The organism is Pseudomonas sp. NBRC 111132 (genome assembly GCF_001320565.1).
Lineage (GTDB): Bacteria > Pseudomonadota > Gammaproteobacteria > Pseudomonadales > Pseudomonadaceae > Aquipseudomonas > Aquipseudomonas putida_P.
The window spans coordinates 35,872-59,468 of record NZ_BCBI01000029.1 but is presented as its reverse complement, the minus strand read 5'-3'; the positions used below and the strand labels follow the sequence as shown (position 1 = coordinate 59,468).

26 protein-coding genes are annotated in these 23,597 nt (G+C 62.1%); 1 reads left to right on the top strand and 25 read right to left on the bottom strand.

The genetic code is table 11. The features are described from left to right. Positions 1-21: 21 nt before the first annotated feature. The 21 genes from APH35_RS15420 to trmJ form a co-directional block, all read right to left on the bottom strand. Complete coding sequence (locus APH35_RS15420) at positions 22-813, bottom strand: amidohydrolase (RefSeq protein WP_012270604.1); 792 nt, start codon at positions 811-813, stop codon at positions 22-24. Next, on the bottom strand, positions 801-1,949 hold the full coding sequence (locus tag APH35_RS15415) for a pyridoxal phosphate-dependent aminotransferase (RefSeq protein WP_012270603.1): 1,149 nt from the start codon (positions 1,947-1,949) through the stop codon (positions 801-803). The genes APH35_RS15420 and APH35_RS15415 overlap by 13 nt, the downstream gene beginning before the upstream one ends. A gap of 139 nt (positions 1,950-2,088) precedes the next feature. Then, on the bottom strand, positions 2,089-3,552 hold the full coding sequence (gene der, locus APH35_RS15410; protein ID WP_060515064.1) for a ribosome biogenesis GTPase Der: 1,464 nt from the start codon (positions 3,550-3,552) through the stop codon (positions 2,089-2,091). Positions 3,553-3,668: 116 nt separating this feature from the next. Next, a complete protein-coding gene (bamB, locus tag APH35_RS15405) occupies positions 3,669-4,811 on the bottom strand; it encodes an outer membrane protein assembly factor BamB (RefSeq protein ID WP_012270601.1) in 1,143 nt (380 codons plus the stop codon). Further along, positions 4,812-5,453, bottom strand: a complete 642-nt coding sequence (locus APH35_RS15400; protein ID WP_012270600.1) for a tetratricopeptide repeat protein — start codon at positions 5,451-5,453, stop codon at positions 4,812-4,814. A gap of 39 nt (positions 5,454-5,492) precedes the next feature. Continuing rightward, a complete protein-coding gene (gene hisS / locus APH35_RS15395) occupies positions 5,493-6,782 on the bottom strand; it encodes a histidine--tRNA ligase (protein WP_003248516.1) in 1,290 nt (429 codons plus the stop codon). 25 nt (positions 6,783-6,807) lie between these two features. Continuing rightward, the gene (gene ispG / locus APH35_RS15390) at positions 6,808-7,917 is read right to left on the bottom strand and encodes a flavodoxin-dependent (E)-4-hydroxy-3-methylbut-2-enyl-diphosphate synthase (RefSeq protein WP_012270599.1); all 1,110 of its coding nucleotides are present in this window, start codon (positions 7,915-7,917) and stop codon (positions 6,808-6,810) included. Positions 7,918-7,920: 3 nt separating this feature from the next. Further along, positions 7,921-8,946: a RodZ domain-containing protein gene (locus APH35_RS15385; protein WP_060515063.1), complete on the bottom strand. Its 1,026-nt coding sequence runs from the start codon at positions 8,944-8,946 to the stop codon at positions 7,921-7,923. Beyond that, positions 8,943-9,704, bottom strand: coding sequence for a type IV pilus biogenesis/stability protein PilW (pilW, locus tag APH35_RS15380; protein ID WP_060515062.1), 762 nt, complete (start codon positions 9,702-9,704; stop codon positions 8,943-8,945). Before pilW ends, APH35_RS15385 begins: the two co-directional genes overlap by 4 nt. A 14-nt stretch (positions 9,705-9,718) precedes the next feature. Beyond that, the gene (rlmN, locus tag APH35_RS15375; RefSeq protein ID WP_012270596.1) at positions 9,719-10,864 is read right to left on the bottom strand and encodes a 23S rRNA (adenine(2503)-C(2))-methyltransferase RlmN; all 1,146 of its coding nucleotides are present in this window, start codon (positions 10,862-10,864) and stop codon (positions 9,719-9,721) included. A 28-nt stretch (positions 10,865-10,892) separates the two neighbouring features. Then, entirely contained in the window at positions 10,893-11,318 is a 426-nt protein-coding gene (gene ndk / locus APH35_RS15370; RefSeq protein WP_008092560.1) for a nucleoside-diphosphate kinase, read from the bottom strand. A gap of 88 nt (positions 11,319-11,406) precedes the next feature. Next, positions 11,407-11,607 (bottom strand): Fe-S cluster assembly protein IscX, encoded by a 201-nt coding sequence (gene iscX / locus APH35_RS15365; protein WP_003248529.1) that lies wholly within the window; start codon positions 11,605-11,607, stop codon positions 11,407-11,409. 10 nt (positions 11,608-11,617) lie between these two features. Next, positions 11,618-11,959: an ISC system 2Fe-2S type ferredoxin gene (fdx, locus tag APH35_RS15360; protein WP_012270595.1), complete on the bottom strand. Its 342-nt coding sequence runs from the start codon at positions 11,957-11,959 to the stop codon at positions 11,618-11,620. Between the two features lie 3 nt (positions 11,960-11,962). After that, positions 11,963-13,825, bottom strand: a complete 1,863-nt coding sequence (gene hscA / locus APH35_RS15355; RefSeq protein ID WP_060515061.1) for a Fe-S protein assembly chaperone HscA — start codon at positions 13,823-13,825, stop codon at positions 11,963-11,965. 42 nt (positions 13,826-13,867) lie between these two features. Then, entirely contained in the window at positions 13,868-14,389 is a 522-nt protein-coding gene (gene hscB / locus APH35_RS15350; protein ID WP_060493217.1) for a co-chaperone HscB, read from the bottom strand. An 8-nt stretch (positions 14,390-14,397) separates the two neighbouring features. Further along, positions 14,398-14,721 carry an iron-sulfur cluster assembly protein IscA gene (gene iscA / locus APH35_RS15345; protein WP_003248536.1) on the bottom strand — a complete coding sequence of 108 codons (324 nt, stop codon included), beginning with the start codon at positions 14,719-14,721 and terminating at the stop codon, positions 14,398-14,400. A gap of 25 nt (positions 14,722-14,746) precedes the next feature. Continuing rightward, positions 14,747-15,133 carry a Fe-S cluster assembly scaffold IscU gene (iscU, locus tag APH35_RS15340; protein WP_003248539.1) on the bottom strand — a complete coding sequence of 129 codons (387 nt, stop codon included), beginning with the start codon at positions 15,131-15,133 and terminating at the stop codon, positions 14,747-14,749. Between the two features lie 46 nt (positions 15,134-15,179). Next, positions 15,180-16,394, bottom strand: a complete 1,215-nt coding sequence (locus APH35_RS15335; protein ID WP_060493218.1) for an IscS subfamily cysteine desulfurase — start codon at positions 16,392-16,394, stop codon at positions 15,180-15,182. Positions 16,395-16,440: 46 nt separating this feature from the next. Next, positions 16,441-16,932, bottom strand: coding sequence for a Fe-S cluster assembly transcriptional regulator IscR (iscR, locus tag APH35_RS15330; protein WP_008092572.1), 492 nt, complete (start codon positions 16,930-16,932; stop codon positions 16,441-16,443). A 179-nt stretch (positions 16,933-17,111) separates the two neighbouring features. Further along, positions 17,112-17,897, bottom strand: coding sequence for a serine O-acetyltransferase (gene cysE / locus APH35_RS15325; RefSeq protein ID WP_012270590.1), 786 nt, complete (start codon positions 17,895-17,897; stop codon positions 17,112-17,114). Positions 17,898-17,900: 3 nt separating this feature from the next. After that, the gene (gene trmJ / locus APH35_RS15320) at positions 17,901-18,656 is read right to left on the bottom strand and encodes a tRNA (cytosine(32)/uridine(32)-2'-O)-methyltransferase TrmJ (protein WP_012270589.1); all 756 of its coding nucleotides are present in this window, start codon (positions 18,654-18,656) and stop codon (positions 17,901-17,903) included. A gap of 151 nt (positions 18,657-18,807) precedes the next feature. Between trmJ and suhB the strand changes: the two genes are divergently transcribed. Beyond that, on the top strand, positions 18,808-19,626 hold the full coding sequence (gene suhB / locus APH35_RS15315; RefSeq protein ID WP_012270588.1) for a type III secretion system regulator SuhB: 819 nt from the start codon (positions 18,808-18,810) through the stop codon (positions 19,624-19,626). A gap of 107 nt (positions 19,627-19,733) precedes the next feature. Here the strand turns inward: suhB and APH35_RS15310 are convergent, their stop codons facing one another. The 4 genes from APH35_RS15310 to yajC form a co-directional block, all read right to left on the bottom strand. Further along, the gene (locus APH35_RS15310) at positions 19,734-20,276 is read right to left on the bottom strand and encodes a glycine zipper 2TM domain-containing protein (RefSeq protein ID WP_041166378.1); all 543 of its coding nucleotides are present in this window, start codon (positions 20,274-20,276) and stop codon (positions 19,734-19,736) included. A gap of 118 nt (positions 20,277-20,394) precedes the next feature. After that, positions 20,395-21,303 (bottom strand): protein translocase subunit SecF, encoded by a 909-nt coding sequence (gene secF, locus APH35_RS15305; RefSeq protein WP_012270586.1) that lies wholly within the window; start codon positions 21,301-21,303, stop codon positions 20,395-20,397. Between the two features lie 10 nt (positions 21,304-21,313). Continuing rightward, positions 21,314-23,176, bottom strand: coding sequence for a protein translocase subunit SecD (gene secD / locus APH35_RS15300; RefSeq protein ID WP_012270585.1), 1,863 nt, complete (start codon positions 23,174-23,176; stop codon positions 21,314-21,316). Positions 23,177-23,239: 63 nt separating this feature from the next. Further along, positions 23,240-23,575 carry a preprotein translocase subunit YajC gene (gene yajC, locus APH35_RS15295; RefSeq protein WP_003248556.1) on the bottom strand — a complete coding sequence of 112 codons (336 nt, stop codon included), beginning with the start codon at positions 23,573-23,575 and terminating at the stop codon, positions 23,240-23,242. Positions 23,576-23,597: the final 22 nt, after the last annotated feature.

The following is a 23,597-nucleotide window of genomic DNA, read 5'->3' as shown; positions in this document are numbered from 1 at the left end:
TACAAGGGGCCTGACCTGCTGTCAGTGCAACTCGAAGGTATCGGCATCCAGGTTGGCCGGGAATTTGGCCCGGTACGCCGCCAGTTCCGCCGCACTCAACACAGCAGTAAATACCCCGTCCGCCTCGCCGGCGCTCAGCAGGCTCTCGCCCTGGAAGTCCAGCACCTGGCTGTCACCCGAATACGCAAAGCCTTTGCCATCCGTGCCCACCCGGTTCACCGCAGCCACATAACACAGGTTCTCGATACCCCGCGCCGGCAACAGGCGGTTCCAGTGCTGGCGGCGCGCTGCCGGCCAGTTGGCGGTGTACAGCAGCAGGTCGGTGTCCTGGGCATCGCGGCTCCACACCGGGAAGCGCAGGTCATAACAAATCAGCGGGCGAATCCGCCAGCCCTTTACCTCGAACTGCACCTGGCGCTCGCCTGGGGTGTAATGCTTGTGCTCGCCGGCCATGCGGAACAGGTGGCGTTTGTCGTAATGCAGGATCTCGCCGTCCGGTCGCGCCCACAACAGACGGTTGCGGTGGCTACCATCGGCCGCCTGGATGATTACGCTGCCGGTAATCACCGCGCTGTATTTCTTCGCCTGGGCTTTCAGCCATTTGTAGGTCGGGCCGTTCTCCGGCTCGCACAAGCTTTCCGACTGCATCGAAAAGCCGGTGGTGAACATTTCCGGCAGGATCACCAGGTCCACTTCGCCCACCTGCTCCAGCAACTCCTCGAAGTGTGCATAGTTGGCCTCGCGGTCGTGCCAGGCCAAGGTGGTTTGCACCAGGGCGACTCTCAGGTTCGGCAGTGTGCTCAGATCGCGCATAGTCGTTCCGCTGCCTGACGCAGCGTCTCCTCTCGTTTGGCAAAGCACAGGCGCACCAGGCGTTGCTCGGGGATGGGTTGCTGGTAGAACACCGACACCGGGATGGTCGCCACGCCGTGCTCACGGGTCAGCCACAGCGACATGTCGACATCGTTCAGGTCCGGGCGGATCTGCGAATAATCCACCAGCTGGAAATAAGTGCCCGCCGTGCGGGCAAAGCTGAAGCGCGAGCCCTCCAGCAAACCGCAGAACAGGTCGCGCTTGGCCTGATAGAACGCCGGCAGTTCATCGATATGCTCGGGGTGCTCGGCCATGAAGTCGGCCAGCGCACACTGCAGCGGTGTCACCCCGCAGAAGTTGACGTACTGGTGCACCTTGCGCAGCTCTGCGCTCAGCGCGGGCGGAGCGATCACGTAGCCTGTCTTCCAGCCGGTAACGTGGTAGGTCTTGCCGAACGAGCTGACCACGAAGGCACGTTGGTACAGCTGCTCGTGGGCCAGCACGCTGGCATGGCGAACGCCGTCATAAACCAGGTGCTCGTACACTTCATCGCTGACCAGGTAAATATCGCGGTCGGCAACGAGCTTTGCCAGCTGGTCAAGGTCTTCGCGGGTGATCAAGGCACCGCTGGGGTTGTGCGGCGAGTTGAGGATGACCATGCGCGTGCGCGGGCTCAGCGCATCGCTGAACTTCTGCCAGTCGATACGGAAATTGCCGTCGCTCAGTTGCACATGCACACAGCGGCCACCGGCCAGCTCCACGGACGGCTCGTAGCTGTCGTAGCACGGGTCGAAGACGATTACCTCGTCACCGGCATGCACCACCGCCTGGATGGCACAAAAGATCGCCTCGGTGGCACCCGGGGTGATGGTCACTTCCTGGTCCGCATCCACCCTGGCGCCATACAGGCGCTCGACCTTGGCCGCCACCTGCTGGCGCAGGGCCGGCAAGCCGGTCATCGGCGAATACTGGTTATGCCCGGCGGCCACGTGCCGGCCTACCGCATCGAGCAGTGCCTGCGGGCCATTGAAATCGGGGAAGCCTTGGGACAGGTTGAGCGCGCCAGTCTGCACGGCGAGCTGGGACATGGTGGTGAAGATGGTCGTGCCGACATTCGGCAGTTTGCTGCGGATCATGGAGCCCTCTTTCCTGGGGTGTATCCGGCACGGGGTGGAGTCCGAGCATAGCGGATCGAGCGGTCAGGAAAAAGGTTGAAACAATAGGGGGATTGCGGTGGATCAAAAACGGGGCCGCATAGCGGCCCCGTTATCACTGCTAGCGCTTGTCGCGGCGCTTCTTCTCGGCCTTCTTGTGGTGCGACATCAAGCGGCGCTTCTTGTTGACCTGGCGGTCGGTGAGGGTGTTCTTCTTGCCCTCGAACGGGTTCTCACCGCCCTTGTACTCGATACGGATCGGCGTACCGACCAGTTTCAGTACGCGGCGGTAGGTGTTTTCCAGGTAACGCGAGTACGACTTGGGAATGCTCTCGGTCTGGTTGCCGTGGATCACGATCAGCGGCGGGTTGGCACCCCCGAGGTGGGCATAGCGCAGCTTGATGCGGCGGCCATTGACCAACGGCGGCTGGTGCTCGCTCACGGCATCTTCGAGGATCTGCGTCAGGCGGCTGGTCGGCCAACGGGTGACCGCCGACTTGAACGCGGCCTGCACCGACTTGTACAGGTTGCCTACACCTGTGCCATGCAAGGCGGAAATGAAGTGAATGTCGGCGAAGTCGACGAAGAACAGCCGGCGCTCCAGCTCGGTCTTCACGTAGGCACGCTCGCCCGGTTCCATGCCATCCCACTTGTTCAGGGCGATGACGATGGCGCGGCCGGCTTCCAGGGCGAAGCCCAGCAGGTTGAGGTCGTGGTCAACCACGCCTTCGCGGGCATCCATGACGAAGATGACCACGTTGGCGTCCTTGATCGCCTGCAGCGTCTTCACCACCGAGAACTTTTCGACTTCCTCGTGGATCTTGCCGCGCTTACGCACCCCGGCGGTGTCGATGAAGGTGTACTTCTCGCCATCGCGTTCGAACGGGATGTAGATACTGTCGCGGGTGGTGCCTGGCTCGTCGTAGACCACCACACGCTCTTCGCCGAGCATGCGGTTGACCAGAGTCGACTTACCAACGTTGGGGCGGCCGATGATGGCGATCTTGATGCCATCCTTTTCGCTTGGGCCAGGAATGCGCACGGCTTCCTCGCCTTCGGCGACTTCCTGGTCGAGGGCTTCGTCTTCGGCATCACGCGGCAGGTGGCCGAGCACGGCTTCCATCAGGGCATTGATACCACGGCCCTGGGAACCCGCCACCGGAATGGCGTTACCCATGCCCATTGGCGAGAATTCGGCGCGGGCAACGTCGGGGTCGATGTTGTCGATCTTGTTGGCAACCAGAATCGCCGACTTGTTCCGCTTGCGCAGGTGCTCGGCGATCATCTGGTCTGCTGCGGTCATGCCCGTACGGGCATCGACCAGAAACAGCACATAGTCGGCTTCTTCGATGGCCATGAGCGACTGCTCGGCCATTTTCTCGTCCATGCCCACTTCGTCACCGGTGATACCACCGGTGTCGATCAAAATGAAGGAACGACCCTGCCAGGTGGCGTCACCGTACTGGCGGTCACGGGTCAGGCCCGACAAGTCACCGACGATGGCATCGCGGGTTTTGGTCAGGCGGTTGAACATGGTGGATTTGCCGACGTTCGGGCGGCCCACCAGGGCTATTACGGGAACCATCGGCTCTCCACTCTCGAATTCTTGAAAATGCAAAGGCCGCTGCAAGGCAGCGGCCGGAGTACGGGCGGCGTTTCCTACGCCGCGGCTTGAAGCCCGCCAAGGCTCCAAGCATAGCTTCAGCGGACGGTCAGTGCCTCGAGCTTGCCGCTGTTGCCGAAGACGTAGATGGTGTCACCGACCACAAGTGGCCGGGCGCGCAGGCCATCGCTGTCGATACGCTCACGGCCGACGAAGCGGCCATCGACCTGGCTCAGCAGGTGCAGGTAGCCTTCGAAGTCCCCTACAGCCACGTAGCTGGAGAACACTTCCGGTGCCGACAGCTGACGGCGGGCCATGGTGTCGTTGCTCCACAGGGCGCTGGAAGAGCGCTCGTCGACACTCTCGACAGTACCCGAGGCTTCGCTGACATAGACGTTGCCGTAACCCTGGGCGACACCCACATAGCTGGAGGCATCGCGCTGCCACAGCACGCGGCCGCTTTCCAGGTCCAGGCCCGCTACGCGGCCCTGGTAGGTGCTGACGTAGAGGGTTTCACCGGACAGCAGCAGACCGCCGTCGATGTCGACCACACGGTCCAGCTCGGAACGGCCCTGCGGGATGGCCACGCGGCTTTCCCACACCGGCACGCCGTTGTTGATGTCCACCGCGACCACCTTGCCAGTGGACAGGCCGGCAATGGCCAGACGGTTGGTGGCGATCGGCGCACCGGTGCCACGCAGGGTCAGTACGGCCGGGGTGTTTTCGTAGATCCAGCGGCGGTCGCCAGTGGCGGCATCCAGGCCGATCAGGCGGTCGTCCTGGGTCTGTACCACCACCACATCACCGTTGTTGGCCGGTGGTGCCAGCACTTCGCTGGTCACGCGGGAGCGCCAGCGCTCTTCACCGGTGCTGGAGTCCAGGGCAATGACTTCACCCTTGAGGGTACCGAGCATGACCAGGCCGTAGCCCACGCCAACAGCGCCGGAAACCTGCAGCTCCAGGTCTTTCTTCCACACCACGTCACCGGTGATGCGATCAAGGGCAAAGACTTCGCCATTGACGTCGGAAGCGTAGATACGGTCGTTTTCGATGGCCGGTACCAAGGTGTTGTAGGTTTTACCCTGGCCGTCACCGATCGAACGGCTCCACTGCTTTTTCAGTACCACTTCCTCGGTGAACTTGGTCAGCTCGGCCGGGGGCAGTTCCTTCTTGCTGTTGCTGCTGCAACCTGCGGCCAGTACGGCCAGGGTCAGCACTGCTGCATGTTTCCAACCGATCACTTACGCGTCCCCTTTAGCCAGGTCATCCAGCTTCAATTGCAGGCCACCGACCGCCGCGTCATCGGACAGCGCAGCCTTGGCTTTTTCGTAAGCGCTGTGCGCGTCGTCGGCGCGACCCAGCTGTACCAGCAGGTCACCCTTCAACTCTTCACGGCTGGCCAGGAAGGCTTTGTCGGCGTCGCCGTCAAGCAGCTTCAGGGCGTCCTCGGCCTTGTTCTGGGCGGCCAGTACGCGAGCCAGACGCTGGCGCGAAATCTCGCCCAGGGTCACGTCGGCCGGCTTGTCCAGCACGCTTTTCAGCTCGGCGGCAGCGTCGTCGAGCTTGCCGGTCTCGACCGCTACCTTGGCCACGAACAGGCTGCCGTACTGGGCGTAGGCGGTGCCGCCGAACTCGCTCTTGAGCTTGCCGGACAGCTCCGCGACCTTGGTGGCGTCTGGCTGGCCAGTCGGCGTCAGGCTGGTTTCAAGCAAAGCCTGATACAGCTGCGAGGCACCTTGCGACTGGTTGTTCTGGTACTTGTGCCAGGTATTCCAGCCCAGCACCACCACGCCAGCCAGCAATGCGCCGGTCAGCAGCGGCTTGCCGTTGCGGTTCCACCAGTCCTTGACCCCTGCCAGGTCATCATCATCGGTACTCGACACCCCAATACTCCTTTTCGCCTATTCGCTTGTTGAACCGCGTTACGCCTGCGCGATCGCGGTTTCCAGGTGCTCTGCAAGAGCATCCCAGGCAATGTTCTGTTGTTCGCCCTGGCCACGCAGGGGCTTCAAGCCGATCTCTTGCTTGGCCAATTCGTCGTCGCCGAGGATCAGGGCGAACAGCGCGCCGCTCTTGTCGGCTTTCTTGAACTGGCTTTTGAAACTGCCACCGCCGGCGTTGACTGCCAGGCGCAGGCCCGGCAGGCGGTCGCGCAGGCCTTCGGAAAGGCGCAGGCCAGCCAGTTCCGCCTGCTCGCCGAAGGCGCACAGGTAAACGTCGATCTGGCGGCTGATGGACTCTGGCACCTTGCCCAGGGTTTCCAGCAGCAGGATCAGGCGCTCGATGCCCATGGCGAAACCAACACCCGTGGTTGGCTTGCCGCCCATCTGCTCGACCAGGCCATCGTAGCGGCCACCGGCACACACGGTGCCCTGGGCACCGAGCTTGTCGGTCACCCACTCGAACACGGTCTTGCTGTAGTAGTCCAGGCCACGCACCAGCTTGGTGTTGATCACGAACGGAATACCGGCGGCGTCCAGGCGGGCCTTGAGGCCTTCGAAGTGCACGCGGGATTCTTCGTCCAGGTAGTCTTCCAGCTTCGGAGCGCCAACCAGCACCGCCTGGGTGTTCTGGTCCTTGCTGTCGAGAATGCGCAGCGGGTTGCTCTTCAGGCGGCGCTGACTGTCTTCGTCCAACTGCTCCAGGCGCGCCGAGAGGAACTCGACCAACGCGTCACGGTAGCGTGCACGGGCTTCACTGGTGCCCAGGCTGTTGAGTTCGAGCTTGACCGCATCCTGGATACCCAGCAGGCCCCACAGGCGCCAGGTCAGCATGATCAGCTCGGCGTCGATGTCCGGGCCGTCCAGGTTGAACACTTCCACGCCAATCTGGTGAAACTGGCGGTAGCGGCCCTTCTGCGGGCGCTCATGGCGGAACATCTGCCCGATGTACCACAGCTTCTGCACCTGGCCGTTGCCGGTGATGCCATGTTCGAGCACAGCGCGCACGCAGGCCGCGGTGCCTTCAGGGCGCAGGGTCAGCGAATCGCCGTTGCGGTCCTCGAAGGTGTACATCTCCTTTTCGACGATGTCGGTCACTTCACCGATCGAGCGCTTGAACAGCTCGGTGAACTCGACGATCGGCGTGCGGATCTGGCTGTACCCGTAGGTGTCCAGCAGGCCGGCCACGGTGCCTTCGAAGTAGCGCCACAGTGGCGACTGTTCTGGCAGGATGTCGTTCATGCCACGGATGGCTTGCAGCGATTTGCTCACGAAAAGTCCTTACGAATTCTGTGTGTCAGCCACGGACGATCAGCGCCGCGTCGGCCTCGACCTTTTCGGCCGCTTTCTGGCGGATGAGTTTTTCCAGCTCATCGACCAGGTTGTCATTGGTCAGTTTCTGCGCAGGCTTGCCGTCGATGTAGATCAGGTTCGGCGTGCCGCCGGTCAAGCCTACATGGGCTTCCTTGGCTTCACCTGGGCCGTTGACCACGCAACCGATCACCGCCACGTCCAGCGGCACCAGCAAGTCTTCCAGGCGCCCTTCCAGCTCGTTCATGGTCTTGACCACATCGAAGTTTTGCCGCGAGCAGCTCGGGCAGGCGATGAAGTTGATGCCACGCGAACGCAGGTGCAGCGACTTGAGGATGTCGTAGCCGACTTTCACTTCTTCGACCGGGTCGGCCGCCAGCGAGATACGGATGGTATCGCCAATGCCTTCGGCCAGCAGCATACCGAGGCCGACGGCAGATTTCACCGTCCCCGAACGCAGGCCACCGGCTTCGGTGATGCCCAAGTGCAACGGCTGCACGATCTGCTTGGCCAGCAGCCGGTAGGCTTCGACGGCCATGAACACGTCGGAGGCCTTGACGCTGACCTTGAAGTCCTGGAAGTCCAGGCGGTCGAGGTGCTCGACGTGGCGCAGGGCCGACTCGACCAGCGCTGCCGGGGTTGGCTCGCCGTACTTCTTCTGCAGGTCTTTTTCCAGGGAACCGGCGTTGACCCCGATACGGATCGGGATACCACGGTCGCGGGCGGCATCGACCACGGCGCGCACACGGTCTTCACGGCCGATGTTGCCTGGGTTGATACGCAGGCAATCGACGCCCAGCTCGGCAACGCGCAGAGCGATCTTGTAGTCGAAATGGATGTCGGCGACCAGCGGCACGCTGACCAGCTGCTTAATCTTGCCGAAGGCTTCGGCGGCGTCCATGTCCGGTACCGAGACACGTACGATGTCCACGCCGGCATCGACCAGGCGCTGGATTTGCGCCACGGTGGCGGCTACATCGTTGGTATCGGTGTTGGTCATGCTCTGCACCGCGATGGGTGCGTCACCACCCACCGGCACATTGCCGACCCAAATTTTGCGGGATTCGCGACGTTTGATCGGAGATTCGCCGTGCATGACTTACTGTCCCAACTTCAGGCGAGCGGTCTCGCCACTGGTGAACGGGGCAACATCGACGGCCTGGCCGTTGTAGCTGACCTGGGCGCCACGGGCAAAGCCCAGACGCACCGCGAACGGCGGCTTGCCGGTCAGCTCGAGGTTGTCCCCCTTGCGCTTGATGGCGCTGAACAGCACCTTGCCGTTGCCGTCGCTGACCTGGGTCCAGCAATCGGCGGTGAACTGGATGGCAACCTTGGCACTGCCAGCCGGTATTGCGGCAGGCTCGGCGGCGACCACGGTAGCCGCAGGCGCAACAGCGGCAGGTGCTGGGGTAACCGGTGCTACCGGGGCAGGCGCAGCAGCAGGCGCGGGTTGCGCGGGTGCTTGCTGGCCCGCGGCCGGGGCCGGCACTGCGGCAGCGGCTGGGGCCGCGCTGGTCGGCGCCTGTTCAGCGGCGGCGGCAGGCTGCTCGGTTGCGCCCTGCTCCAGCGCCAACGGCGCGCTTTCGGCCTGCTGGCCGACGGAAACGGCCTGGTCTTCAGGCTCATCGAGCGGGTGAATCTGGGTGGTGCCGTCGGCGCTTTCGACTTCGACGTGCTCCAGGGCAATCTTGGCCAGGTCCTTGCCACGCAGGCTGCCCTGGTCCTGCCACCAAACAAAGCCGCCACCGACCACGGCCACCAGCAACAGCAGGCTGACGCCGCGCAGGATGTTATGCGACAGGCGCACCGGCTCTTCGATGCGGCCCAGCGAATGCACTTCGCTGCCCTTGGCGTGAGTACCGGTGTAGCGGTCGAAGGCCTCTACCAGGGCGGCCTGGTCGAGCTCCATCAACTTGGCATAGGCGCGAATATAGCCACGCGCGAAGGTATGCCCGGGCAGCTTGTCGAAGGCGCCGGTTTCCACGTGGTTCAACGAACTGACAGTGAGGTTGAGCTTGCGGGCCACCTCGGCTTGAGACCAGTCCCGTTTCTCACGGGCCAGGCGCAAAAGCTCACCGGGGTTCTGGCCAGGCGCTACTGCTACTTCGGGATGCGCGGCGTTCATCGTTGCTCCGACAGGTATTGCTGGTATTCCGGCGTACCGGGATAAAGTCGTTGTAATTGCTGGCCCAGTTCGGCCAGTGCGCCCTGCTCGTCGAACACCCTGGCAAGGCGGCTGCCCAGCAGCAGGCTACGGGCGTCGTGGTCGCTCAACTGGCTGAAACGATCGTAGTAGTCCCGGGCCGGCACATAATGCCTGTTTTCGTAGGACAACTCAGCCATTTCCAGCAACGCTTTCGGTTGCCGCTGGTTGAGTTGCAACGCTTTCAACAGATAGGCATGCGCCTGGTCGCGGCGCTCGAGCTTGAGGGCGGTCAGGCCCAGGTTCTCGTACACGCGTGAGCGCTCAGGATACAGGGTATCGGCACTGGCCAGGCGAAACATCTGCTCGGCCTCGGCAAATCGCCCCTGAGCATAAAGGAAACTGCCGTAATTGTTGCTAATTCGTGTGTCGCCGCTGCTGATCTGCAGGGCCTTGCGAAAGTGCGTTTCGGCCAGCGCCGGTTCGCCTTCGGCCTGAAACACCAGCGCCAGGGCAGCGTGCGCGTCGGCATCCCGCCCATCCAGCGCCAAGGCCTTGCCCAGTGGTGCCTTGGCCTGCTCGGTCAAACCCTGTTGCAAATAACCCAGGCCAAGCTGCACATAAGCTCGCGCCGCTTCCACCTTCCCCTGGCGACTGGCCAGGGGGTCGCCCACGCCACCCGACACGCAGCCGGCCAGCAGCGAAAGCGCAAGGATCGACAGCGCGGTGCGCAGGCTCATGGGCGAGGTCCCGGTCAGTGGCTGGCGGCGCTGTCTTGCAGCTCGACGTCTGCGGAAAGCTGGCGAACAGCGATATAGCGTTCACTGCGGCGGGTACGGTCGTTGACCTGGCCAACCAGCTGGCCGCAGGCAGCGTCGATGTCGTCGCCACGGGTGGTGCGGGTGGTGACGTTGAAACCACCGTGGTGCAGCAGGTCCTGGAAGCGACGAATGGCGTTGTTGCTCGGCCGCTCGTAGCCCGAATGCGGGAACGGGTTGAACGGGATCAGGTTGATCTTGCACGGTACGTCGCGCAGCAACTCGATCATTTGCGCGGCATGCTCAGGCTGGTCATTGACGTCCTTGAGCAAGGTGTACTCGACGGTGAGCACGCGCTTGCCGCCCAAGGTAGACATGTAGCCCATGCACGATTCCAGCAGCACCTTCAGCGGGTACTTCTTGTTGATCGGAACCAGCTTGTTGCGCAGTTCGTCGTTCGGCGCGTGCAGCGAAAGGGCCAGCGACACGTCGATGTGCTTGGCCAGTTCGTCGATCATCGGTACCACGCCCGAGGTGGACAGCGTGACGCGACGCTTGGAAATGCCATAGCCAAGGTCATCCATCATGATTTTCATGGCGGCGATGACGTTGTCGAAGTTCAGCAAGGGCTCGCCCATGCCCATCATCACCACGTTGGTAATCGCGCGGTCGACTTTGGCAGGGACGGTCCCGAAGGATTTGTTGGCAAGCCACACCTGGCCGATCACTTCGGCGGCGGTGAGGTTGCTGTTGAAGCCTTGCTTGCCGGTGGAGCAGAAACTGCAGTCCAGGGCACAGCCGGCTTGCGACGATACGCACAGGGTACCGCGGTCGTCGGTAGGAATGTAGACGGTCTCGACGCAACTGCCGGAGGCAACGCGGATCACCCATTTGCGGGTGCCGTCGGCGGAAATGTCTTCACTGACCACTTCCGGTGGGCGAATCTCGGCAACGGCCTCGAGCTTTTCGCGCAAGACCTTGCCTACGTTGGTCATGGCCGCAAAGTCGGACACGCCAAAATGGTGAATCCATTTCATCACCTGGCCGGCACGGAAGCGCTTCTCCCCGATAGAGTCGAAGAATTGTTCCATTTCCGGCTGGGTCAGGCCCAACAGGTTGATTTTGCCAGTAGATGTCGTCATGGATTCACCCTCACCCGTAAGCTTTCGCTTAGCGAGTGGTTACCTCGGTAGCAGCGAAGAAGTAAGCGATTTCGCGAGCAGCGGCAGCTTCGGAGTCCGAACCGTGAACGGCGTTGGCGTCGATCGACTCGGCGAAGTCAGCACGGATGGTGCCGGCAGCAGCTTCTTTAGGGTTGGTAGCGCCCATCAGCTCACGGTTCAGAGCGATGGCGTTTTCGCCTTCCAGAACCTGAACAACAACTGGACCGGAAGTCATGAAGGCAACCAGGTCACCGAAGAAGCCGCGAGCGCTGTGCTCAGCGTAGAAGCCTTCGGCTTCGGCTTTGGACAGTTGCTTGATTTTCGAGGCAACGATTTTCAGGCCAGCTTCTTCGAAGCGAGTGGTGATCTTGCCGATGACGTTTTTGGCAACGGCGTCAGGCTTGATGATCGAGAAAGTACGTTGAACAGCCATGGAAAACTCCAGAATATGAGTGTTACGAAAAATTAAACCCGCGAATTATACGCGGGTTCTGGGGGATTGCCTAACCTGCAAGTGACGCTTAGTCGGCTTCGTCGATCCAGGCAGCCTGGATGGCCTCGAGCACTTTCTCACCGCCGCGTGACGGATCGTCGCTGAATTCTGGCAATGCCAGCACCCAACGGTGCAGGTCTACGAAATTCACATAACGAGGATCGACCTCCGGCTTGCTTTCTGCAAGCTGGATTGCGATCTCAAGTACATCAACCCATTTCAGACTCATGTACAGATCCTCAGTGCGGTGCTTCGGCAGCGTGGTTGAGCGAATACTTGGGGATCTCGATGGTCAGGTCTTCGTCAGCGACGACCACCTGGCAGCCAAGGCGCGACTGCGCTTCCAGGCCCCAGGCCTTGTCCAGCATGTCCTCTTCCAGCTCGTCGGCTTCTTCAAGCGAGTCGAAACCCTTGCGTACGATGCAGTGGCAAGTGGTGCAGGCCTTGACACCGCCGCAGGCGCTTTCCATCTCGATGTGATGATCGTGGGCCAGTTCCAGGATGTTGGTCCCGGTCGGCACCTCCACGGTCAGCCCTTCCGGGCAAAACTTCTCATGCGGCAGGAATGTCACCAGCGGCATCGGTTACTCCTCGATCTCATTCAGGTTGCGCCCGGCCAGTGCGGCTTTGACCGTCGAATCAAGGCGACGGGCGGCAAAAGCATCGGTCACCTGCGACAGACGCTTGGTCTGTTGCTCGATGGCAGCGCCATCGGTGCCGGCCAGCAAATCACGTAGTTCTTGCATCTGGAATGCAATGGCGTCGCGCTCGTCACTGCTGAGCAGGCGTTCGCCATCGGCGTCCAGGGCGCCCTGTACCGCTTCGAGCAGGCGCTCGCCGTCCACCTGGTGCTCGCGCAACTGGCGGGCGTGCTTGTCGGAACCGGCATGCTCGAAGGAGTCTTTCAGCATGCGGGCAATTTCGCCGTCGGTCAGGCCATAGGACGGCTTGACCTGGATGCTGGCTTCCACGCCCGAACCCAGCTCGCGGGCGGCGACACTGAGCAGGCCATCGGCGTCCACCTGGAAGGTAACGCGAATTTTTGCCGCGCCGGCCACCATGGCCGGAATACCGCGCAGCTCGAAGCGGGCCAGCGAGCGGCAGTCGCTGATCAGCTCGCGCTCGCCCTGCAGCACATGGATCATCATGGCCGACTGGCCATCCTTGTACGTGGTGAACTCCTGGGCGCGGGCCACCGGAATGGTGGTGTTGCGCGGGATCACCTTCTCCATCAACCCGCCCATGGTTTCAAGGCCAAGCGACAACGGGATGACATCGAGCAGCAGCAGTTCACCACCTTCACGGCGGTTGCCAGCCAGGGTGTCGGCCTGGATGGCGGCGCCGATGGCCACCACCTGGTCGGGGTCGATCGACGTCAACGGAGTGCGCCCGAACAACGCGCCCACGGCTTCACGCACACGCGGGACGCGAGTCGAACCACCGACCATGGCCACGGCGCTGACTTCTTCCAGCTCGACGCCACTGTCGCGCACGGCGCGGCGGCAAGCCTTGAGGCTGCGGGCAACCAGCGGTTCGATCATGGCTTCGAAGGCGGCGCGGCTCAGCTCGCCCTGCCAGGCGCCATGGCTGACACTGACCACATCGGTGTCAGTCAACGCTTCCTTGGCCGCGCAGGCGGTTTGCAACAATGCGCGCTGGGTAGCTGGGTCCAAGTCGGACGACAAGCCAGCCTGCTCGATGATCCAGCCGGCAATGGCGTGGTCGAAATCGTCGCCACCCAAGGCGGTATCACCACCGGTGGCAAGCACTTCGAAGACACCAGCGGTCAGGCGCAGGATGGAAATATCGAAGGTGCCGCCGCCCAGGTCATAGATGGCCACCACGCCTTCGGCGTTCTGGTCCAGGCCGTAGGCCACTGCAGCCGCAGTGGGCTCGTTGAGCAGGCGCAGCACGTTCAGCCCCGCCAGGCGCGCAGCGTCCTTGGTGGCCTGGCGCTGGGCGTCATCGAAATAGGCGGGCACGGTAATCACCGCACCTACCAGTTCGCCACCCAAGGTCGCTTCGGCGCGCTCGCGCAGCACCTTGAGGATATCGGCAGACACTTCCACCGGGCTTTTCGGCCCTTGGACAGTGTCGATGAACGGCATGTGCGACTCACCACCAACAAAGCGGTACGGCAGCTGCTCGCCCAGTTGCTTGACGTCGGCCAGGCCGCGCCCCATCAGGCGCTTGACCGACAGCACGGTGTTCAGCGGGTCGCTGGAAGCGGCATCACGCGCGGCCTGCCCCACTTCGTTGCGCCCTTCGAGGTAGCGCACCGCGGACGGCAGAATGACGTTACCCTGCGCGTCAGGCAGGGGCTCGCTACGACCGCTGCGCAATGCAGCGACCAGAGAGTTGGTGGTACCCAGGTCGATCCCCACCGCCAGGCGGCGCTGGTGCGGCTGAGGGCTTTGACCGGGTTCGGCAATCTGCAGTAGGGCCATGCTTATCTGAATACCTTAGGTGCCATCACGGGCAGCACCGGGTTAATCGTCGAGGCGCTCTTCCAGTTGGCGCACTTCTTGGGCGAGCTTGTCGAGGAACTGCATGCGGCGCATCAGGCGCTCGGCCTTGTCGCGCTCGCCTGGGGCATCCCAGCAGGCGGCAAAGTCCTCGTTCAGCGTGTCCTGGGCAACCTTCAGGCGCTTCTTGAACACACCGACACCATCAAGGTCGGCTTCGTCCTGCAGCTCTTCGAGCTCTTCACGCCACTGCATCTGCTGCAGCAGGAAGTCGGGGTCGTGGACCGTGACCTCCTGGGGCACTTCGTGGCCGCTGATGGCCAGCAGGTAGCGCGCGCGACGCGGCGCACTGCGCAGCGTCTGGTAGGCGTCGTTGAGGGCCGCGGATTTTTCCAGCGCTATACGTTGCTCTCGCTCGGAGGCGTCGGCAAAGCGGTCGGGATGGACTTCGCGGGCCAGCTCGCGATAGCGAGTGGCCAGCTTGTCGAGATCCAGGCGGAAGCTTGGCTGGAGGTCAAACAATGCGTAATGACAAGGAGTACCCACAGCCAGCCTCAAACGTTGAAGCTTTCGCCGCAGCCACACTCACCGCGCACGTTGGGGTTGTTGAACTTGAAGCCTTCGTTCAACCCTTCCTTGACGAAATCCAGCTCGGTGCCGTCGAGGTAGACCAGGCTCTTGGGATCGATGATCACCTTGACGCCGTGGTTTTCGAACACCTGGTCTTCGTCCGCCAGTTCGTCGACGAACTCCAGCACGTAGGCCAGGCCCGAGCAACCGGTGGTGCGCACGCCCAGGCGAATGCCCTCACCTTTGCCGCGCCCGTCGAGGGAGCGGCGAATGTGGTTGGCGGCGGCTTCTGTCATGCTGATAGCCATCAGAACTCCTTACCTCGCAGGCGACTTAGATCAAGCCTTTCTTCTGCTTGTAATCGCGCACGGCTGCCTTGATGGCATCCTCGGCGAGTACCGAGCAGTGGATCTTGACCGGCGGCAACGCCAGTTCTTCTGCCAGCTGGGTGTTCTTGATGGTTTCGGCTTCGTCCAGGGTCTTGCCCTTCATCCACTCGGTGGCGAGGGAGCTGGAAGCGATGGCCGAACCGCAGCCGTAGGTCTTGAACTTGGCGTCTTCGATAACGCCTTGCTCGTTGACCTTGATCTGCAGACGCATCACGTCACCGCACGCCGGGGCGCCGACCATGCCGGTACCGACATCCGGGTCCTCGGCATTCATCTTGCCGACGTTGCGTGGGTTTTCGTAGTGGTCGATGACCTTTTCACTGTATGCCATGGTGCAATTCCTTCCTCATCAGGGAGCCGCTCTTGCCGGCGACTGCTTAGTGGGCGGCCCACTCGATCTTGGAGATGTCAACGCCGTCTTTGTACATGTCCCACAGCGGCGACAGCTCACGCAGTTTGTTAACGGCCTCGCAGACTTTCTGCGCGGCGTAGTCGACTTCTTCTTCGGTGGTGAAACGGCCGAAGGAGAAGCGGATCGAGCTGTGCGCCAGCTCGTCGTTGCGGCCCAGAGCACGCAGTACGTACGACGGCTCCAGCGATGCCGAGGTGCAGGCCGAACCGGACGATACGGCGATGTCCTTCAGCGACATCAGCAGCGATTCACCTTCGACGTAGTTGAAGCTCAGGTTCAGGTTGTGCGGAACACGGGCAGTCTGGCTGCCGTTGACGTACAGCTCTTCAAGGTCCGAGACCTGCTTGAAGAAGCGGTCGCTCAGGGCCTTGATGCGCGCGTTCTCCGCAACCATTTCCTGCTTGGCGATGGCGAACGCTTCGCCCATGCCGACGATCTGGTGGGTTGGCAGGGTGCCCGAACGCATGCCGCGCTCATGGCCGCCACCGTGAATGATGGCTTCCAGGCGTACACGCGGCTTGCGGCTGACGTACAGCGCACCGATGCCTTTAGGGCCGTAGACCTTGTGAGCCGAGAACGACATCAGGTCGACCTTGAGCTTTTGCAGGTCGATTTCGACCTTGCCGGCCGACTGGGCGGCGTCGACGTGGAACAGTACGCCGCGCGAGCGGGTCAGCTCACCGATGGCGGCGATGTCGTTGATCGAGCCGACTTCGTTGTTCACGTGCATCAGCGAGACCAGGATGGTGTCGTCGCGCAGCGCCGCCTCTACCATGGCCGGTGTGACGATGCCGTCTTCGCCTGGCTCAAGGTAGGTGACTTCGAAACCTTCACGCTCCAGCTGGCGAGCGGTATCCAGGACCGCCTTGTGCTCGATCTTGGAGGTGATGATGTGCTTGCCCTTGGTCTGATAGAAGTGCGCGACGCCTTTGAGTGCGAGGTTGTCGGACTCGGTAGCACCGCTGGTCCAGACGATTTCGCGCGGATCGGCATTGATCAGCTCGGCAACCTGGCGGCGACCGTTCTCGACCGCTTCTTCGGCTTTCCAGCCGAATACGTGGGAACGCGAAGCCGGGTTACCGAAGTTCCCGTCAACCAGCAGGCAGTCGGCCATCTTCTGGGCCACGCGTGGGTCGACCGGGGTGGTCGCGGAGTAATCAAGGTAGATCGGCAACTTCATTTGTCTCTCCTATCAGGCGGTGGCGTCGCTCGTCGTCCCAAAGGGATCAATCGACGGCGGACGTCTCAATCTTGTCCAACTGGGCGGTTCGGCCTGCGACACGACGCAGGTCCTGGCGCTGGGCGACTTCCTGCACCTCACGGCGCATGACGAGGTCGGCCAGGCTGATGCCGCTGAGGAATTCATGGATCTGCTGGCTGAGGTCGCACCACAAGTGGTGGGTCAGGCAGGTATCACCGGCATGGCAGTCCCCGAGACCCTGGCAGCGGGTAGCATCGACCGATTCGTTGACCGCATCGATGACCTGGGCCACCTGGATGGTTTCCATGCCTCGCGACAGCTGATAGCCACCGCCTGGACCGCGCACACTGGAAACCAGGCTGCTGCGGCGCAGCTTGGCGAACAGCTGCTCCAGATAAGAGAGGGAAATGCCCTGGCGCTCGGAAATGTCGGCCAAAGACACCGGCCCATGCTGCGCGTGCAACGCCAGGTCAAGCATGGCGGTCACGGCGTATCGGCCTTTGGTAGTCAGTCGCATGGCTATTGGGTACCACGGGAGTTTCGGGATGTGTGCGAGTATGCGATTCCCGAGCATTTAAGTCAACTATTAGACCTAGTGCTTTAGTCGGGTTTGGCATCGGGAGGCGGGCGCGATTGTAGCAGACGAGGGGCGTGAGCACACGCCCCGTATGTCACTATGATTTCAGTGCGGCGCAATCAATGCGACTGAGTGTCGCGCTTGGCCACCAGGGCGGCTTCGGTGAAGTCATCCTCCGGCAAGGCCGGCAGTTCCTTGGCACAGTAGTCACTGCCCATCTTGGTCAGGGCACCGCACATACCCTCCAACCGCTCGTCGACCGCCTGCAGATGGTCGAGCATCTGGCCGATGGCACGCGCCACCGGGTCGGGCATGTCGCCGCTGACACCGTAGGCATCGAAGCCGATCTTCTCGGCCATGGCCTTGCGCTTGGCCTCGACTTCGGTGTCTTCGCTCTTGACGATGATTCGCCCAGGAATACCCACCGCCGTGGCCCCGGCCGGCACCGCCTTGGTCACCACGGCGTTGGAGCCGATCTTGGCCCCGGCACCGACGGTGAACGGCCCCAGCACCTTGGCCCCCGCCCCTACCACCACACCGTTTTCCAGGGTGGGGTGGCGCTTGCCTTTATTCCAGCTGGTACCGCCCAGCGTCACACCCTGGTAAAGGGTGACGTCATCGCCAATTTCGGCGGTTTCGCCAATGACGATACCCATGCCGTGGTCAATGAAAAAGCGCCGACCGATGGTGGCGCCGGGATGGATCTCGATGCCGGTCAGCCAACGGCCAAAGTTCGACACCAGGCGGGCCAGCCATTTGAAATCACGCTTCCACAGGGCGTTGCCCAGCCGGTGCAGCCAGATGGCGTGCATGCCGGGGTAGCAGGTGAGCACCTCGAAGGCATTGCGCGCAGCCGGGTCACGGTGGAATACGCTTTGAATATCTTCACGCAGGCGTTCGAACATCTGTCAGTCCTTCCGTTTATGCGGCTCGCCCCGGACCACTTTCTGGGTCTCGGTCAGGATGCCGCGCAAAATGCTCATTTCCGAACGCTCGACCGCCACCCGCCCATACAGCCGGCGCAGGCGCGGCATCAGGTGCTTGGGCTTTTCAGGGTCGAGGAAGCCGATGCCCACCAGGGTTTTCTCCAGGTGGTCGTAGAACAGCTCCATTTCGTCCATGGTCGCCAGCTCGGTGGCGTCAACCTTCTCGACTTTTTCGGGTGCTTCACCGGCAGCCAGCCAGGCCATGCGCACCTCGTAAGAGAGCACCTGCACAGCAGCGGCCAGGTTCAGCGAACTAAAGTCGGGGTTGGAGGGAATGTGCACGTGGAAGTGACATCGCTGCAGTTCTTCGTTGGTCAGGCCGGCGTGCTCGCGCCCAAACACCAGGGCGATCTCCTCGCCGCCATTGGCATGCTCCACCGCCTTGGCCCCGCACTCGCGCGGGCCGATCAACGGCCAGGGAATGCTGCGCTCGCGGGCGCTGGTGCCCATCACCAGGTTGCAGCCGACCAGTGCCTGCTCGAGGCTGTCGACCACCAGGGCGTTATCCAGCACATCGTCGGCGCCCGATGCACGGGCGCTGGCATCCACGGCGGGGAATTCTTTCGGCTGCACCAGCACCAGACGCGACAAGCCCATGTTTTTCATGGCACGCGCAGCGCCGCCGATGTTGCCGGGGTGGCTGGTATTGACCAGAACAACACGAATATTTTGCAGCAAGGTGTTGTGCTCACAGATGCAGGAATCAGGGCCTTCGATCTTACAGAACCGACAGACGTAACGCCATGAAAGCAAATGTGACACTTCTGCCGCCAAAGTTTTCTGCTAGAATGATCGGCTTTCTTCTTTAACATCTCCAGGTGACCCGCCCATGCAGCCTATGCTGAATATCGCCCTGCGCGCCGCTCGCAGCGCCAGTGAACTGATTTTCCGCTCCATCGAACGCCTGGATAGCATCAAGGTGGACGAGAAAGAGGCTAAGGACTACGTTTCCGAGGTTGATCGTGCCGCCGAGCAGAAAATCGTCGACGCGCTGCGCAAGGCCTACCCGAACCACTCCATCCAGGGTGAAGAGACGGGCATGCACGCGGGCACCGGCGAAGAAGGCAAAGACTACCTGTGGATCATCGACCCACTGGACGGCACCACCAACTTCCTGCGCGGTATCCCCCACTTCGCCGTCAGCATCGCGTGCAAATACCGCGGTCGCCTTGAACACGCCGTGGTACTCGACCCAGTACGCCAGGAAGAATTCACCGCCAGCCGTGGCCGTGGCGCCCAACTCAACGGTCGTCGCCTGCGTGTCAGCTCGCGCACCAGCCTGGAAGGCGCCCTGCTCGGTACCGGTTTCCCGTTCCGTGACGGCCAGATGGCCGACATGGACAACTACCTGGGCATGTTCCGCGCCCTGACTGGCCAGACCGCCGGCATCCGCCGTGCAGGCTCCGCCAGCCTGGACCTGGCCTATGTGGCCGCTGGCCGCTTCGATGCCTTCTGGGAGTCGGGCCTGTCGGAATGGGACATGGCAGCTGGCGTACTGCTGATCCAGGAAGCCGGCGGCCTGGTGAGCGACTTCAATGGTGGCCACGACTTCCTCGACAAGGGCCACATCGTTGCAGGCAACATCAAGTGCTTCAAGGCCGTGCTGACCGCTATCCAGCCGCACCTGCCAGAAAGCATGAAGCGCTAACCGCAGATTGCCGAAACGCAAAAAGCACCCCTCGGGGTGCTTTTTTTGTGCCCGGCGCCCTCTCCCCCGGCCTTGCGCGATACTTGTGGGGGCAAACGGTGTACGGCTTACTGACCCGCTTCGCTCAGGATCAACTTGCCATTCTTGTCCAGCGGAATGGTCGAGCCCGGCTCACGGTCCATCTTCACCTTGCCTACCTGATCACCAATGGAGTAGGTGACGTTGTAGCCCACCACCTTCTCACTGATGTCGTTGACCGTGTTGCAGCGGGTTTGCGTGGTGGTGTAGGTGTCACGCTCCTGCATGCCCTCCTGCACCTTGTTACCGGCATAACCACCACCTACCGCACCAGCCACGGTGGCGATTTTCTTGCCGGTACCGCCACCAATCTGGTTACCCAGCAGGCCGCCGGCAATGGCACCCACCACGGTACCTGCAATCTGGTGCTGGTCCTTGACCGGCGCCTGGCGTGTGACGGCGACGTCCTTGCAGACCTCGCGCGGGGTTTTTACCTGCTGTTTGATCGGCTGCACGTCGGTAACCTGCGCATACTCAGGCCCCTTGTTGACCAAGCTGTAGGTCGCGACAGCACCTCCGGCAGTCACACCGACAGCACCCAGTACCGCACCCACCAGCATTGATTTGTTCACATGAACCTCCTGATCATACTTGCGGGTCCCACCCGCTTCTCCCAGCCTTGGAGCAAAAAAAAAGGCGCGAGTTCAATACTCGCGCCTTTCGGGCCGCCAAACGGCGTGGAACAGAAGCTTATGGACGCTCGTCCACGCCCTCTGCCTTGGTCGGCGGGATGAGGTCTTCGCTGTTCAGGTTCAGCCAGATCAGTACCACGTTGGCGATGTAGATCGACGAGTAGGTACCGGCCATGACGCCGATGAACAAGGCCAGCGAGAAGCCGAACAGGTTGTCACCACCAAAGAACAGCAGCGCGGCAATGGCCAACAAGGTCGAAACCGAGGTAGCGATGGTACGCAGCAGGGTCTGGGTGGTGGAAACGTTGATGTTCTCGATCAGCGAGGCCTTGCGCATGACGCGGAAGTTCTCACGCACACGGTCGAACACGACGATGGTGTCGTTCAACGAGTAGCCGATGATCGCCAGCACCGCTGCCAGCACCGTCAGGTCGAAGGTGATCTGGAAGAACGACAGGATACCCAGGGTCACCACCACGTCATGGATCAGCGAGATGATCGCACCCACGGCGAACTTCCACTGGAAGCGGAAGGCCAGGTAGATAAGGATGCCGCCCAGGGCCAGGAGCATGCCCATGCCACCCTGGTCGCGCAGCTCTTCACCCACCTGCGGGCCGACGAACTCGACACGCTTGAGGGTTGCCGGGTTGTCGCCGCCAGCCTTCTGCAGCGCGGCAGCTACCTTGTTGCCCAGCTGTGGGTCATCGCCCGGCATACGCACCAGCAGGTCGGTGGTAGCGCCAAAGCTCTGCACCACCGCCTCGTGGAAGCCCGAATCGACCAGCTCGGCCCGCACCGCCTTGAGGTCGGCCGGGCGCTCGTAGGTCAGCTCGATCAGCGTACCACCGGTGAAGTCCAGGCCGAAGTTCAGGCCTTTCTGCCACCAGCTGAACAGCGCCAGCACGGTGAGGAGCACGGTAATGGCGAACGCGACATTGCGTACGCCCATGAAATTGATGGTTTTCATCGCAGCTCCCTCAAACCCACAGCTTCTTGATGTCACGCCCGCCGCAGGTCAGGTTGACCATTGCACGGGTCACCATGACGGCGGTGAACATCGAGGTGAAAATCCCGAGAGACATGGTGACCGCAAAGCCCTTGACCGGGCCGGTCCCCATGGCGAACAGGATGCCGCCGACCAGCAGGCTGGTCAGGTTGGCGTCGATGATCGCGGTGTAGGCGCGGTTGAAACCTTCGTGGATGGCGCGCTGCACCGACATGCCGGCTTTGAGCTCTTCGCGAATACGCGAGAAGATCAGCACGTTGGCGTCCACCGCCATACCCATGGTCAACACGATACCGGCGATACCCGGCAGGGTCAGGGTGGCACCCAGCAGCGACATCAGCGCCAGCAGCAGCACCATGTTGCCCGCCAGGGCGATGGTGGCGATCACGCCGAAGCCGCGGTAGATGGCGATGATGAACAGCGAGACGAACAACATGCCCCACAGCGACGCATCGATACCCTTGGTGATGTTGTCAGCACCAAGGCTTGGGCCAATGGTACGTTCTTCAGCGAAGTACATTGGCGCGGCCAGACCACCGGCACGCAGCAGCAGGGCCAGCTCCGACGATTCGCCCTGGCCGTTCAGGCCGGTGATGCGGAACTGGCTGCCCAGCGGCGACTGGATGGTCGCCAGGCTGATGATTTTCTTCTCTTCCACGAAGCTTTGTACGGCAACGTCCTTCTCGACGCCGTCGACGGTCTGCTTCACATAGCGAGTGACCGGCTTCTGCTCGATGAAGATCACCGCCATGCTGCGACCGACGTTGCTGCGGGTAGCGCGGCTCATCAGCTCGCCACCGTGGCCATCCAGGCGGATGTTCACTTGCGGGCGGCCGTGCTCGTCAAAGCTGGCCTGGGCGTCGGTAACCTGGTCACCGGTAATGATCAGGCCGCGCTCGACCGGGGCGGAACGGCCGCCTTCACGGAACTCGAACACTTCGGTAGTGGCCTTGGAAGCGCCCGGCTCGGCACCGAAGCGGAACTCCAGGTTGGCGGTTTTACCGAGGATACGCTTGGCTTCGGCAGTGTCCTGCACGCCTGGCAGCTCGACCACGATGCGGTTGGCGCCCTGGCGCTGTACCAGCGGCTCGGCCACGCCCAGCTCGTTCACGCGGTTGCGCACGGTGGTAAGGTTCTGCTTGATCGAGTATTCGCGGATCTCGGCGACTTTCGCCTGGGTCAGCGCCAGACGCAGCACCGCAAGTTCGTTGCGCTCGGTGGTGGTCAGGTCGAAATCATTGAAATTCTTGCGGATCAGGACACGTGCCTGTTCGCGGGTAGCATCGTCAGCGAAGCCCAGCATGATGCCGCCATCCTGCTGAGGCAGGCTGCGGTAGCGGATGCGCTCTTTGCGCAGCAAGGTCTTGACCTCGCCTTCGTAGACTTTCATGCGGGCAGTCATGGCCTTGTCCATGTCCACTTCCAGCAGGAAGTGCACACCACCGGACAGGTCCAGGCCCAGCTTCATCGGGCTTGCACCCAGGTTGCGCAGCCATTGCGGGGTAGTCTGAGCCAGGTTGAGGGCCACGACGTAATCATCGCCCAGTGCCTTGCGCACGACATCTTTGGCTGGCAGTTGGTCTTCCTGATTGGTCAGGCGGATCAGCCCGCTGCCCTTCTCACCCAGGCTGGCGCCCTTGACGGTGATTTTGGCATCGACCAGCGCCTTGCTGACGCGATCGAGGTCGGCCTGGTTCACCTGCAGCGCCGAGCTGGCACCGCTGATCTGTACTGCCGGGTCATCCGGGTAAAGGTTGGGAGCGGAATAAATGAAACCGACCACCAGTACCAGCACGATCAGTGCATATTTCCACAGAGGGTATTTGTTCAGCATCACGCCGCCCGTTCAAGACGCGGGGCGCGTTGCGCGCCCCGACTGGAAAATAAAACCGGTAACTCAGATAGCCTTGAGCGTACCTTTTGGCAGGGTCGCAGCGATCGCGCCCTTCTGGAACTTCAGCTCGACGGTGTCGGACACTTCCAGTACCACGAAGTCATCGGAAACCTTGACGATCTTGCCGGCGATGCCGCCGTTGGTGACAACTTCGTCACCCTTCTGCAAGTTGCTCAGCAGGTTCTTCTGCTCTTTGGCGCGCTTGGCCTGTGGGCGCCAGATCATCAGGTAGAAGATGACCAGGAAACCGACCAGGAAGATCCACTCGAAGCCGGTACCGGCTGGGCCAGCGGCAGGTGCTGCAGCGTCCGCGTATGCGGCGGGGATGAAGAAGCTCATTGGGCACTCCTAATGTAATTTT